The organism is Telluria sp. LT2P34 (genome assembly GCF_059685915.1).
Genome location: NZ_JCASIN010000001.1, coordinates 1,299,210 through 1,313,056, shown reverse-complemented (window position 1 = coordinate 1,313,056; position 13,847 = coordinate 1,299,210). Strand labels below are relative to the sequence as shown.

The window sequence follows — 13,847 nt, the reverse complement described above, 5'->3', positions numbered from 1 at the left end:
TTTTACAGAACCACCTTGAGATCCACCTTGGCGAGCCTTTTTTATTAGCACCTTGATGCACAATCCGGAACCGCAGGCGGCCGATGCCCACGCGCACTCGGCGCAGCAGTCGCACCAGCCGCATGAGCAGCAGGGGCGATTCGGCGCGCCCTGGCGCCGCATGCGCGCGGGCTACCGCTATGCGAACCTGGCCTCGCACCACGTGCTCGGCTTCACGGTCAAGCTGGTGTTGTTTGTCTATTTCGCGCTGGCCCTGCTGTTCCTGGCGCTGCGCTACGCCATCCTGCCCAACATCGACCTGTACAAGGACGACATCGAGCGCAGCGCCAGCCGCGCGCTCGGCAACCAGGTCGCCATCGCGCGCATCTACGCGTCCTGGAGCGGCCTGAATCCCTCGCTGTTCCTGGGCGACGTCTCCCTGACCGACACCAAAGGGCGCCAGGTGCTGGCCTTGCCCTCGGTGTCGGCGACCCTGTCGTGGTGGAGCGTGGTGGCGGCCGAGCCGCGTTTCGAGACGCTCGAACTGATCCGCCCGCAGCTGGCCGTGCGGCGCGACGCCGGCGGCGTGATCCACCTGGCCGGCATGCGCCTCGACCCGAACGAGCGCGACAAGGGCGGCAGCGGCGGCGACTGGGCGTTTCGCCAGCGCGAAATCCTGATTCGCGAGGGCCGGGTCGACTGGTTCGACGAACGCCGCGGCGCCGCGCCGCTGGCCCTGCGCGACGTCACCCTGGTGCTGCAGAACCGCTGGACCACGCACCAGTTCGCGCTGAAGGCGACGCCACCGGCCGCGCTGGCGCAGCCCTTCGACGTGCGCGCCCGCTTTACCCATCCCCGTTTCGGCAGCCGGGCGTCCGACATCGCGCTCTGGCGCGGCGAGCTCTACGCCGACCTGCGCGAGGCCGACCTGGCCGCCTGGCGCGCCTACCTCGACTATCCATTCCAGATAACGCGCGGGCGCGGCTCGCTGCGTGCCTGGATGCAGCTCGACCAGGCGCGCCTGGCCGGTTTCACCGCCGACCTGGCGCTGGCCGGCGTGGCGGCGCGGGTCAGGCCCGATCTGCCGGCCCTGCGCTTTGCCAGCGTGGCGGGGCGCCTGTCGGCGCGCGAAGTGCTGGCGCCGGGCAAGGCCGACGGCAAGCCGACCTTTGGCGCCAAGGGCCATACGATGAGCATGGACAATTTTGTGCTGGTCACGCCGGATGGCCGCGCGCTGCCGCCGGCCAGCTTCACCGAAACCTTTACGCCCGCCCGCGGCGGCCGCCCGCAGCGGGTCGAGATCCAGGCGCGCCAGGTCGACCTCGCCGCGCTGGCCGGGGTGGCCGCCCAGCTGCCGCTGTCGGCGCCGCAGCGCCAGGCGCTCGCCGATCTTGCTCCGCGCGGCCGCCTGCTCGACTTTTCCGCGTCCTGGGACGGGCTGTGGGATCGCCGCACGCCGCGTCCGGCCAACTACCGGGTCAAGGGCAGGGTGGCCGGCCTGTCCCTGCGGCCGCAGGCGGCCCAGGCGGGACTGCCGGCGCTGCCGGGTTTCGACAACCTGTCCGGCAGCATCGACGCCACCGACAAGGGCGGCAGCATCGTGCTCGACTCGCGTGCGCTGGCGCTGCACATGCCGGCCTGGTTCGCCGAGCCATCGATGCCCTTCGATAAGCTGGCGCTCGGTGCGCGCTGGAACTACCAGCCGGGCCAGCAGTTGCTGGTCGAGGTCGACAAGCTGGAATTTGCGCAGGGCGCCTTGCGCGGCAGCCTGTCCGGACGCCATCAACTGCCCTTGCAGGCGGGGCGCGGCCCCGGCGTTGCCGACCTCAGCGGCACGCTCGACGGCTTCCAGATTGCGCAAGTAGGCCGTTTCCTGCCGCTGGCCACGCCGCCCGGGCTGCGTGGCTGGCTGAGCTCGGCCCTGCAGGGCGGCACCTTGAACGACGTGCGCCTGCGCCTGCGCGGCGACCTCGCCGGATTCCCGTTCCGCGCCGAGAATGCGCTGGACCGTGCGCGCGGCGAATTTCGCGTTGCCGGGCGCCTGGCCGGGGCCACGCTCGAATATTCGCCCGGCCACCGCACGCCGGACAACCGGCCGCAGTGGCCGCTCGCCGAGGGGATCAACGGCAGCATCGTGTTCGACCGTGCACGCATGGAAATCCATGCCGACACCCTGCGCACGCTCGGCCTGAACCTGACGAAGGTGCGCGCCGTCATCCCCCAACTCGGCGTCCCAGGCATGATGCTCGACATCGACGGCATGGCGGACGGCACGCTGCAGGACTTCCTGCGCTATGTGGCGGCCAGCCCGGTGCCGGGCTGGATCGGCCATGTCACCGACGACGCCCAGGGCAGCGGCAACGCCCAGCTCGGGCTGAAGCTGCAGATGCCGCTGGCAAATCTTGCCGGCACGAAGGTGCAGGGCGCCCTGCAATTGCAGAACAACGACATTCAATTGTTCCCTGACTTGCCGCCCCTCCAGGCCGCATTGGGCAAGATCGAGTTCACCGAACACGGCTTCAACCTGAACGGGGTCGGCGCCAGTTTCGTCGGCGGCCCGCTGGCGCTGGCCGGCGGCACCGCAAGCGACGGCGCGATCGCGATCCGCCTGGCCGGCACCCTGTCGGCCGACGGCATGCGCCGCAGCAGCGCCCCGGGGCTGGCGCGCCTGGCCAGCCGCCTGTCGGGCAGCACGCGCTATACGGGCGCGATCACGGTGCGCGAGCGCCGCCTCGGCGTCACCATCGACTCCACCCTGGCCGGACTCGGCCTGGAATTGCCGGCGCCGCTGAACAAGCCGCAGGCGGACAGCCTGCCCCTGCATTTCGTGCTGAACGGCGCGCCGGCGGTCGACGGTGTCGGCCGCGACGAACTGCGCCTGTCGCTGGGCAATGCCGTGGCCGCCCGCTACCTGCGCAGCCGCCAGCCGCACAGCGGCTGGATCGTGGAGCGCGGCGGCATCGGCGTCAACCTGCCGGCGCCGGAGCCGGACGAGGGCGTGATGATCAACGTCGACATGAAGTCGCTGAATGTCGATGCTTGGCTGGCGGTTGCGCGCGCCATCGCGGGAAGCAGCACGAACGATGGGGCGGCAAAGGCCGGCGCCGGTGCTGCCGCCCCGGGTCTCAATTTCTCGCAATACGTGATGCCGACCACCCTGGCGGCGCGCGCGGGCGAACTGTTCATCGGCGAGCGCAGGATCGCCGACGTGGTCGTGGGCGCCTCGCATCGCGGCAGCGCCTGGCAAGCCAACCTGCATTCGCGCCAGGCCTCGGGCCACATCACCTGGAGCGAGGGCCAGGGGCAGGGGCTGGGGAAAGTCACCGCGCGCCTGGCTTCGCTGGTGATTCCGGCCTCCTCGGCGGCCGAAGTGAAAGACTTGCTCGAATCGAACCGCGGCGCCAGCGCCACCATCCCGGCGCTCGACATCACGGCCGAGCGTTTCGAATTGTTCAACAAGCAGTTCGGGCGGCTCGACCTGCAGGCGAGCAACGTACCGGCGCTGGCCGGCAAGGAGTGGCAGATCGACCGCCTGACGCTGACCAACCCGGACGGCCAGCTGAAGGCCACCGGACGCTGGCTGACGAAAGACGGCAAGAGCAATACCGGGATGAATTTCACGCTCGACATCATCGACGCCGGGCGCTTGCTGGACCGCCTCGGCTTCCCGGAAACCCTGCGTCGCGGCAAAGGCAAGATGTCGGGCGATATTTCCTGGAACGGTCTGCCGTATGCGCTCGACATCCCGACCTTGTCGGGCCAGATCGAAATGAACGTCGGCGGCGGCCAGTTCCTGAAACAGGATCCGGGCGCGGCCAAGCTGCTGGGCGTGCTCAGTCTCCAGGCCTTGCCGCGCCTGTTGAAACTCGATTTCCACGACGTGTTTTCCGAAGGCCTGGCCTTCGACGGCATCAGCGCAAACGCGATGATCACGCGCGGCGTCGTCAAGACCGATAACCTGAAAATGCACGGCGTGGCCGCCACCATCCTGATGGACGGCACCGCCGACATCGCCAACGAATCGACCAACCTGCGCGTCGTCGTGATTCCCGAGTTCAACCTCGGCACCGGTCCGCTGGTCTATGGCCTGGCGGTCAACCCGGTCATCGGCCTCGGCTCCTTCCTGGCGCAACTTTTCCTGCGCGCTCCCATGATGAAGGCGATGACCTATCACATGCAGGTCACCGGGCCATGGAAATCGCCGACGATCACCAAGATCGACAACCCGCCGCCGCGTCCGGCGGCCGCTGCCAAGGAGTGATGGCATGAATGAGATGAGCCGCGTCGCCGCGATCCAGATGGTGTCGACCCCGGTCGTCGCCGACAACCTTGCCAGCGCGCGCCGCCTGGTGGCCGAGGCCGCAGCCGGCGGCGCCACGCTCGTGACGCTGCCCGAATACTGGCCGATCATGGGATTGAGCGACACCGACAAGGTCGCGCACGCCGAGCAGGCCGGGGCGGGGCCGATCCAGGACTGCCTGGCAGGTCTGGCCCGCGAACATGGCATCTGGCTGATCGGCGGCACCTTGCCGCTGGTCTCGGGCGACGCCGGCCGCGTGCTCAACACCACGCTGGTGTACGACCCGGACGGCCTGGCGATCGGCCGCTACGACAAGATCCACCTGTTCGGCTTCAACAAGGGCGCCGAATCCTACGACGAGGCGCGCACCATCGTGCCGGGCGCCTCGGTCGGCAGCTTCGAGGCGCCTTTCGGCCGGGTAGGCCTGTCGATCTGTTACGACCTGCGCTTCCCGGAACTGTTTCGGGCGATGGGCGAATGCGCCCTGATGGTGGTGCCGGCCGCCTTCACGCACACCACCGGCCGCGCCCACTGGGAAGTGCTGCTGCGCGCCCGCGCCATCGAAAACCAGTGCTATGTGCTGGCCGCGGCCCAGGGCGGACTGCATGCCAACGGGCGCCGCACCTTCGGCCACAGCATGCTGGTCGATCCATGGGGCGAGGTCAAGGCGGTCTTGCCTGAGGGCGAAGGTGTGGTGGTCGGCGAGATCGACGCCGCGTTCATGGCCGGCGTGCGCGAGAGCTTGCCGGCCTTGCGGCATCGTACGATGTAAGGCGACGGCCGCCGGCGTCCGCCCCGGTAGGATCGGAACGGATATGGCACAATGCCTCAACCCACACGAGCTCTCTACGTAAAATGATCCCATTCGAACCGAATCTTTCTTCCCTGGCCGTCGCCCGCGACGTGCTGCTGACGCCGTTTGGCCTCGATGAAGGCAAGCTGCTGCGCACGCTCGGAACGATGTTTACCCACAAGGTCGACTATGCCGACCTGTATTTCCAGTTCACCAAGAGCGAAGGCTGGAGCCTGGAAGAGGGCATCGTCAAGACCGGCAGCTTCTCGATCGACCAGGGTGTCGGCGTGCGCGCCATCTCCGGCGACAAGACCGCTTTCGCCTATTCCGACGAAATCTCCGAGATCGCCCTGCTGGACGCGGCGGCGGCGACGCGCACCATCGCGCGCGCCGGCGCCGGCCGCGTGAAGGTGGCGGCCCGCACCCAGCCGACCGGCGGGCGCTCGCTCTACCTTCCCCGCGACCCGCTGGCCTCGCTGGACGCCACCGCCAAGGTCAAATTGCTCGAGCGCGTCGAAAAGATGGCGCGTGCGAAAGACCCGCGCGTGGTGCAGGTGATGGCGGGCCTGGCCGGCGAATACGACGTGGTGCTGGTGGTGCGCAGCGACGGCGTGCTGGCGGCCGACATCCGCCCGCTGGTGCGCGTGTCGGTGACCGTCATTGCCGAGCAGGACGGGCGGCGCGAAACCGGTTCTTCCGGCGGCGGCGGGCGCTTCGATTACGGCTATTTCGACGACGCCATCCTCGAGAAATACGCGGACGAGGCGGTCAAGTCGGCCCTGGTCAACCTCGATGCCCGCCCGGCCCCGGCCGGCCCGATGACGATCGTGCTCGGACCGGGCTGGCCCGGCGTGCTGCTGCACGAAGCGGTCGGCCACGGCCTGGAAGGCGACTTCAACCGCAAGGGCTCGTCGTCGTATGCCGGCATGATCGGCCAGCGCGTCGCCGCCAAGGGCGTCACCGTGGTCGACGACGGCACCCTGCAGGACCGCCGCGGTTCGCTCAACATGGACGACGAAGGCAACCCGACCCAGTGCACGACGCTGATCGAGGACGGCATCCTGAAAGGCTATATCCAGGACACGATGAACGCGCGCCTGATGAAGATGCCGATCACCGGCAACGCCCGCCGCGAATCCTTCGCGCACCTGCCGATGCCGCGCATGACGAATACCTACATGCTGGCCGGCGACAAGGACCCGGCCGAGATCCTGGCTTCGGTGAAAAATGGCCTGTACGCAGTGAATTTCGGCGGCGGCCAGGTCGACATCACCAACGGCAAGTTCGTGTTCTCGGCAAGCGAGGCTTACATGATCGAGGACGGCAAGATCACCTATCCGGTGAAGGGCGCCACCCTGATCGGCAACGGCCCCGAGGTCATGAACCGCATCTCGATGATCGGCAACGACATGGCCCTCGACGCCGGCGTCGGCGTGTGCGGCAAGGAAGGCCAGAGCGTGCCGGTCGGCGTCGGCCAGCCGACGCTGCGCATCGATGGCGTGACCGTGGGCGGCACGGCGTAATCGTCGCCGTTCTAATGAAAACGGATGCCCGGCGCTGCCGGGCATTTTTTATGTGTGAGTCGTCTTCCTCAGAACTTGGTCGTCAAGCGCATGTACACCGTCGTTCCCAGCGGGTCCGTGTAGCGCGGGTCGTAGCCCAGCTGGAAATTGGTGACCTGGTTGGTAAATGGCGGCTCTTCGTCGAACAGGTTCTTGATCCCCGCGGTCAGCTCGAAACGTTTGTTACCGGTATACGTCGTCGACAGCGACCAGGTCGAATAATGGCCCGCCTTGTTGGCGAACTCGGGCGCGACCGCCGTGTTCTGGTCCTCGTAGTGCGACATGTATCGGTTGCCCAGGTTGATCACATAGTCGCCGCGCACCAGCGTCAGCAGCAGGTTGTGACGCCAGCGGAATACCGGCGTCGCGTCGGCATAGCGTCCGGCGTTCTGGGTGAAAGCGCCGCCGCGCTCGTTCTGGTACTCGTACTTGTCGATATAGGTGCCGTCGATGCTGAGGCTGAGGTTGCCGAACGGATTGCGCGGCAGGCGGTAGAGCAGCGACAGGTCGACCCCGCGGGTACGCACTTCGCCCAGGTTGTCGGTGATGTCGATCACGTAGTCCAGGCGCGTTCCGTTCGCGTTGTACACGAACAGGTCGCGATAGCGCGCAAAATTGCCGAAAATGGTCTGCTCGGCCAGTCCGCTGATCTGGTCCTTGAGCCTGATGTTCCAGTAGTCGGCCGACAGCGTCAGCGAGCGAACCGGTTCGAACACCAGGCCGGCGCTGTAGGTGCGGGACTTCTCCGGCTGCAGATTCGGATTGCCGCCCAGGCGTACGAACTGCTGCTGCCCGCACACGATGTTCGGATTGGCGCCCGGGACTGCCACGCCACCCGGGCACAGCAGGGGATCGTCATAGCTGTCGGACGTGTTGGTGATCGACTGCGGGCCATACAGGTCGAACAGCGTCGGAGCGCGGAAACCCTTGTTGAAGGAGCCGCGCACCAGCAACTGCTTCGTCGGCTGGTAGCGCAGCGACACCTTGGGCGTGAAGCTGTCGCCGACGTCGCTGTAGTGGTCGTAGCGGCCGGCGAAGTTGAGTTCCATGTCCTTGATGACCGGCAGGTTGACTTCGGCGAAGAGCGCGGCAATGCTGCGCTGGCCCGCCTGGTCCTGGGCGTCGGCGAAGCCCGAGCTGGACGCCTGCCCGGCCAGGTCGCGGTTGACGAAGTACTTGGCGCGGTCGCGCCGGAACTCGGCGCCCAGGGCAAAGCCCAGCGGACCTGCGGGCAGCGCCATGAGTTCGCGGCTGGCGCGCGCGTCGACCGCGCTGGTGGTAGTGCGCGCATGCACGTATTCGCCCAGCAGCAGGGAATTGGCCAGGAAGTCGGCGCCTGCAGGACTCTGAGGGCCAAAGGGATTGAGGATGCCGGCGCCGACCCCATCGATGATGCGCTGGTCGACCAGGTAACCGCCGCGGAAGGAGCTGCGCGCGCGTCCCTGCGAGTGCGAGATCCCGGTGTTGTAGTCCCATCCGGCCAGGCTGCCCTCCAGGCTGGCCTGCACACGGACGCTGCGGCTGCTGTCGTAGTTCAGGCGCCGCCCGGATTCGAGCGGGCGCCAGCTGATGTCGAGGTTTTCGCGGCTCAGGCCGGGAAAAGCGGGGACCGTGCCGTTGCCGGGGTAATACGGGCTGGCGGCCGTCATGGTGATGCCCAGGTTCGACATGGGCGGCGGCGCTACACCTGCTTCATTGGTGCTGCGGCTCCACATGACTTCAAGGCTGGCCAGGTGCTCCGGGCTTAACTGGCGGTTGAACTTGCCCATCGCGCTGTACTGGCGCGTCTCGGGGATGAGGTCGATATACTGGGTGTAGTCGAATTCGCAGACAGGATCGTCCGTTGCCGGCGCGGTGTCGGGCGAAGTACCGGCCACGCTGCAGCCGCTGGCGTAATACGGATTGCCGGCGACGCCGAGGTCGGAAAAGAAGTTGGCCGGGAAGGTAGTCCGGCTGACTTCGTTCATGCCGCGATCGGGCCGCACGCCGGTGCGCGCGAAGCTGCGGTCCGTCGCGCGCAGCGCGCTCTGCTGGTGATAGTCGAGCACGCCCCACATGCTCCAGCCGTCGCTGCCGAGCTCGCCCAGGCCGCCGGACAGGTTCAGCCGCTGCTCGTTGCCGCCGCCGCGGCGCAGCGGCTCGTAGCCCTCGAAGGTGAGGGCGCCGCCCTTGACCGAGCGCTTGGTGATGAAGTTGACGACGCCGCCGATGGCGTCGCTGCCGTAGATGGCCGAGGCGCCGTCGCGCAGCACTTCGACCCGCTCCAGCGCCGCCACCGGGATGATGTTCAGGTCGACGGTGGCCCCCTCGTAGGGATGGTTCGCCAGGCGCCGGCCATTGAGCAGCACCAGCGTCTTGTCGCCGCCCAGGCCGCGCAGATCGGCCTCGGCGGCCCCGCCCGTGCCGGCGCCGACCGCGGAGGAACTGACGGTCGAGCTCTGGTTCATTGGAATGGTGTTCAGCACCTCCTGCGCCGTCGCCAGGCCCTGCTTGGCGAAGTCGGCGGCGCGGATGGTGGTGATCGGCAGCGAGGTTTCCGCAGCAATCCGCCTGATCGACGAACCCGTCACCTCGACGCGCGCCATCGGCTGGCCGACCGAGTTCTGCGCCAGCGCAAATGGGCAGGCCAGCAGGCCCAGGCCGGCGGCGGCGCCGAACAGCCGGCGCACGGAACGGGATAAACATGTTTCATTCATTTCCGGCTCCTGATAGCGATGATGTGGTTGCTCTGTACGGCTCGACAAGCAGGGAGGCCGTCCCTGGCTGGGGCGCCCGAGACGGCCGGTATCGCATCAGAACGTGTAGCGCGCCCCGAGCGTGAAGCTGCGTCCTACCGCACCCGCGAAGTCGAGCGGGTTGTAGGCCTGGGCGCCGTAGGTCAGGGGATCGAGCGGCGCGACCTTGTCGAACAGGTTTTCGACCGTGCCGAACACTTCCCAGCCGGGCCGCGGCTTCCAGCGCACCACCAGGTCGAAGCTGGTGAACGAGGACAGTTCGCAGCCGGTCGGGGCATCGTTGCCATTGGCGAAATGGCTGGCGCAGCCCGCCGGATCGTTCTTGAACAGCGTGTTGTCGATGGCCCCGCGGTAGTTGGCGTTGAGCGCGACGCGCCAGTCGCCGCGGTCCCAGGCCGCACGCAGGTTGGCACGGTGGTCCGGGGTGCCGACGCAGTTGCTGACGTCGCAGTTGCCGTGGGTGCCGGCGAAGTCGCGCGAACTGCCGTCCTGTTCGGTACGCTCCCACTTGTCGAGGAAGGTCCATTTCGCGTCGAGCAGGATATTGCCCCAGCCGTTAGGCAGGCGCACCGTGTGGCGGGCGTCGATGTCCAGGCCCTGCACCTCGGTCGAGGCCGAGTTGACGTAGTTCGTCAGCACCGCCGTGATCGCGCCCGGGTCCCCCGCGATGCCCGGCTGGGCGGTCGAGGGGTCGCGCGCCACGCGGCCGCCGGCAATGGCGGCGTCGACCAGCTCCTGGTTGATCTCGTTGCTGCGCTTGATCCGCCAGAGGTCGACCGAAATGCTGGTGCGCGGCAGCGGGTCCCAGATGACGCCGACGTTGAAGCTCTTCGAACGCTCGGGCGAGAGGTTCTGGTTGGGCGAGGTGATCAGGGCCACGGCCGCCGGGTTACAGGCGGCCTGGACACCCAGGCCGCAGCGCAGCGGGTCGCCGGCGGTGGAAAATGCCGCCAGGCCGCCCACGCCGTTTTCGGCCGCGCTCGGCGCGCGGAAGCCTTTCGCGAAGGTGGCGCGCAGCGCCAGCTGGCGCGCCGGCTGCCATTTCACTCCCGCTTTTGGTGTCCAGGCGTCGCCGACGTCGGTAAAGCGGTCCCAGCGCAGGGCGCCGGTAATCTCCAGGCCCGGCAGCACCGGCGCCAGCGCTTCGCCGTACAGCGTGAACACGTTGCGTGCGCCGCTGTAGGCCGAATAGCCGAGGCCGATCACGTTGCCGCGCTCGGTGCCCGTGGTGGGCTCGAGCTCGGTTTCCTCGCGCCGCCATTCGGCGCCGACCGCCACCCCGATCGCGCCGCCGGCCAGCTTGCCGAATTCGCGCGTGGCCTTGACGTCGCCCTGGATGATCTTGGTCTGGGCATCGTTCGAGATCATCGGGGCGATCGCCGCGTAGACCCCCGGACTGTTCAGGCCCGCGTTTTCGGCGATGCGCCAGACGGTGCCGATCGGCAGCGCCGCATAGGCCGGGCTGGTGCCGAGCGCGGCGGCGATGTTTTGCGGGCTCGGGTCGAGCATGGCGAAGGTGACGTCGCGCTGCAGGTAGCCGTAGCGTTCGTTGCTGACGGTGCTGCGCGAAAACAGCAGCGAGGTATCGTATTCCCAGCCGAGCAGGGTGCCCTTCACGCCGGCCAGCGCGCGCACGAAAAAGGAGTCGATCTTCGACCTGCGCGGCCCGACGTCGCCGGCCAGGTAGCGCAGGCGCGCGGCCGTGCCGAAATACGGGTTGTCGGGGTGGGACGGGCCGAACTGCACGCCCGCATTGCTGACCGGGCCGCCGGGGAAGCCGACGTTGGCGCTGACGTTGTTGGGCGTGGTCGAGGAACCGGACTTGCTGCTGTAGAGGTTCAGCTCGGTGTAGCCTTCCATCTCCGGCGTGATGCGCAAGGTGCCGCGCCCGAAGATGCTGTAGTTTTCCTGTTCCGGCTGGATCTGGTTGTAGGCCAGCGTCGAGTCGATCAGGCAGCCGCCGCCGGGGTCGCCCTGGGGCTGGCTGGTGAAGTTTGCGCAGGCCGCGCCGGGGAAGGTGCGGGTGAAGCCGGAGGCCGGATCGAGGCTGCCGCGGTTGAAGTAGTTGTTGGTGGCCGGGTTGCGCACGTTGCCGTTGATGGCGCTGCCGGCGGCGTTCGGCCCGGTGATGGCGCCGGTGCCGCCGAGCGCTTCCTGGGCCGAGAAGCCCCAGTTGCGCAGGTCGATGCGGCCGATGTAGTCGCGGTCGGCGCGGTCGCGCAGCCAGATGTCGTTGAGCCGCTTGAACTCGAAATTGAGCAGCACGTTGTGGCCATCTGCGTCGAGGTCGCCGAAGCCGTGGGTGATGGCAAGGTTCTGTTCTTCGCCGTCCCATTCCTCGGTGATGCCGAGGTGGCCGCGCACGGTGGTGCCCTTGAAATCGCGGCGCAGGATGATGTTGACGACGCCGGCGATGGCGTCGGAACCGTAGATGGCCGAAGCGCCGTCCTTCAGGATCTCGATGCGGTCCACCGCGTCGGTCGGGATCACGTTCAGGTCGGAAAACACTTTCTGGCCGTCGTCGGCCAGGCCGTAGGGGGCCATGCGGCGCCCGTTGAGCAGCACCAGGGTCGAAGCCGTGCCCAGGCCGCGCAGCGAGATGCCCGAGGCGCCGGCGGCGAAGCCGCCGCTGAACGAGGTGGGGACCGAGCCCTGGTTGTCCACGGCCAGGGTTTGCAGCAGCTCGGACACGGTACTCTTGCCCGAGCGCTCGATGTCGGAGCGGTTGACGGTCAGCACCGACGAGGCGGTTTCGGCTTCGGCACGGCGGATGTTACTGCCGGTAACGACGACACGCGCAACCGGCCGCTCGGCCGCTTCCTGCGCGACGGCCTGGGGCTGGGACAGCAGGGCCAGTCCTATCGCGCCGCCCCCGGCGAACATGCGGCGCACCGATCTGGATAACAGGGTTTCAATCATGTCCGACTCCAAGTAAATTAAATTCCCTGTCTGCTGGACTGCTGCTTGGTCTCAGCTCAAACACTGGAGCAGAAGAAATTGACCAAGTACAAATATGTGCGCAGGCCGGACGGGGGCTTGCCCAGACTTTTGCATTGCTGACAATGGGACGTGTGATATCAGTCAATCGTCTGCCTTCCGCTGCGCGGGCTGTCGGTTTGACGCAACTGCTTGCTGCGAAACCGGTGTTTATGCGGCGGACATGGGAAAACGCCGGGGGGGACAAAGAGCTTGCCAATCTTCACGGGTTGGCGGTATAGTCGTTTCGACCTTCTCCGGATCCGCCCATGCGCAACGTATTGTTCTTTACCCGCTATTTTTGGTTCCGCCATTCCGGCCTTCAGGCGGTGGAATAGCGGCAGGGGTTACGTAACGAGCGCGCAGCGCGCGACCAGACCGAGAGACCGAAAACCGCCAGCGATGGCGGTTTTTTTATTTCCCAAGCAAACGGAGTACCGCATGCACCGCACCGACGATCTACGCATCCGCGAAATGAAGGAACTGACGCCGCCCTCGCACCTGATCCGCGAGTTTCCGGTGACACCGGCTGCCGGCGAGACGGCGAGCGCCGCGCGCATCGCGCTGCACCGCATCCTGCACGGCCAGGACGACCGCCTGATGGTGGTGATCGGCCCGTGCTCGATCCACGATCCGAAGGCGGCGATGGAATATGCGCGCCGCCTCGCCGGGGAGCGCCGCCGCCTGGCCGGCGACCTCGAAATCGTGATGCGGGTGTATTTCGAAAAGCCGCGCACGACGGTCGGCTGGAAGGGGATGATCAACGACCCCTACATGGACAACAGCTTCCGCATCAACGACGGCCTGCGCATGGCGCGCGAGCTGCTGCGCGACGTCAACGAGATGGGCCTGCCCGCCGGCACCGAATTCCTCGACGTGATCAGCCCCCAGTACATCGCCGACCTGGTCAGCTGGGGCGCGATCGGCGCCCGCACCACGGAGTCGCAGGTGCACCGCGAACTGGCTTCCGGCCTGTCCTGCCCGGTCGGCTTCAAGAACGGCACCGACGGCAACATCCGGATCGCGGTGGAAGCGATCAAGGCGTCTTCGCAGCCGCACCATTTCCTGTCGGTGACCAAGGGCGGGCATTCGGCGATCGTGTCGACCGCCGGCAACGAGGATTGCCACATCATCCTGCGTGGCGGCAAGACGCCGAACTTCGACGCCGCCAGCGTCGACGAGGCCTGCCGCCAGATCGCCGCCCTCGGCCTGGCGTCGCGCCTGATGATCGACGCCTCGCATGCGAACAGCTCGAAAAAGCCCGAGAACCAGATACCCGTCTGCGCCGACATCGCCGGCCAGGTCGCGGGCGGCGACGGGCGCATCGTCGGCGTGATGGTCGAATCGCACCTGCTGGGCGGGCGCCAGGACCTGGTGCCGGGCGCCGAACTGACTTATGGCCAGTCGGTCACCGACGGCTGCATCGACTGGGAAGCCAGCGTGGGCGTGCTCGACGGCCTGGCCGCGGCCGTGCGCCAGCGCCGGCTGCGCCAGGACTAGGG

Annotated in this window: 6 protein-coding genes; 4 read left to right on the top strand and 2 right to left on the bottom strand. The window is 67.6% G+C overall.

The window, feature by feature from the left end; genetic code table 11:
• Positions 1–55: 55 nt before the first annotated feature.
• From AC56KZ_RS05850 to tldD, 3 genes are all read left to right on the top strand, one after another.
• A complete protein-coding gene (locus AC56KZ_RS05850) occupies positions 56–4,240 on the top strand; it encodes a YhdP family protein (protein ID WP_497161176.1) in 4,185 nt (1,394 codons plus the stop codon).
• A 13-nt stretch (positions 4,241–4,253) separates the two neighbouring features.
• On the top strand, positions 4,254–5,051 hold the full coding sequence (locus AC56KZ_RS05845; protein WP_497161218.1) for a carbon-nitrogen hydrolase family protein: 798 nt from the start codon (positions 4,254–4,256) through the stop codon (positions 5,049–5,051).
• 83 nt (positions 5,052–5,134) lie between these two features.
• Positions 5,135–6,595 carry a metalloprotease TldD gene (tldD, locus tag AC56KZ_RS05840; protein WP_497161175.1) on the top strand — a complete coding sequence of 487 codons (1,461 nt, stop codon included), beginning with the start codon at positions 5,135–5,137 and terminating at the stop codon, positions 6,593–6,595.
• Positions 6,596–6,663: 68 nt separating this feature from the next.
• Here the strand turns inward: tldD and AC56KZ_RS05835 are convergent, their stop codons facing one another.
• Both AC56KZ_RS05835 and AC56KZ_RS05830 read right to left on the bottom strand, forming a co-directional pair.
• Positions 6,664–9,330: a TonB-dependent receptor gene (locus AC56KZ_RS05835; protein WP_497161174.1), complete on the bottom strand. Its 2,667-nt coding sequence runs from the start codon at positions 9,328–9,330 to the stop codon at positions 6,664–6,666.
• 96 nt (positions 9,331–9,426) lie between these two features.
• The gene (locus AC56KZ_RS05830; RefSeq protein WP_497161173.1) at positions 9,427–12,288 is read right to left on the bottom strand and encodes a TonB-dependent receptor; all 2,862 of its coding nucleotides are present in this window, start codon (positions 12,286–12,288) and stop codon (positions 9,427–9,429) included.
• A gap of 498 nt (positions 12,289–12,786) precedes the next feature.
• Here AC56KZ_RS05830 and aroG point away from each other — a divergent pair, with 498 nt between their 5' ends.
• Positions 12,787–13,845 carry a 3-deoxy-7-phosphoheptulonate synthase AroG gene (gene aroG / locus AC56KZ_RS05825; protein ID WP_497161172.1) on the top strand — a complete coding sequence of 353 codons (1,059 nt, stop codon included), beginning with the start codon at positions 12,787–12,789 and terminating at the stop codon, positions 13,843–13,845.
• Positions 13,846–13,847 lie beyond the last annotated feature (2 nt).

Bases quoted from the DNA above. Each gene is read 5' to 3' on its own strand.
- AC56KZ_RS05830 (WP_497161173.1), bottom strand. From the start codon at position 12,288: ATGATTGAAACCCTGTTATCCAGATCGGTGCGCCGCATGTTCGCCGGG.
- AC56KZ_RS05845 (WP_497161218.1), top strand. From the start codon at position 4,254: ATGAGCCGCGTCGCCGCGATCCAGATGGTGTCGACCCCGGTCGTCGCC.
- AC56KZ_RS05835 (WP_497161174.1), bottom strand. From the start codon at position 9,330: ATGAATGAAACATGTTTATCCCGTTCCGTGCGCCGGCTGTTCGGCGCC.
- aroG (WP_497161172.1), top strand. From the start codon at position 12,787: ATGCACCGCACCGACGATCTACGCATCCGCGAAATGAAGGAACTGACG.
- AC56KZ_RS05850 (WP_497161176.1), top strand. From the start codon at position 56: ATGCACAATCCGGAACCGCAGGCGGCCGATGCCCACGCGCACTCGGCG.
- tldD (WP_497161175.1), top strand. From the start codon at position 5,135: ATGATCCCATTCGAACCGAATCTTTCTTCCCTGGCCGTCGCCCGCGAC.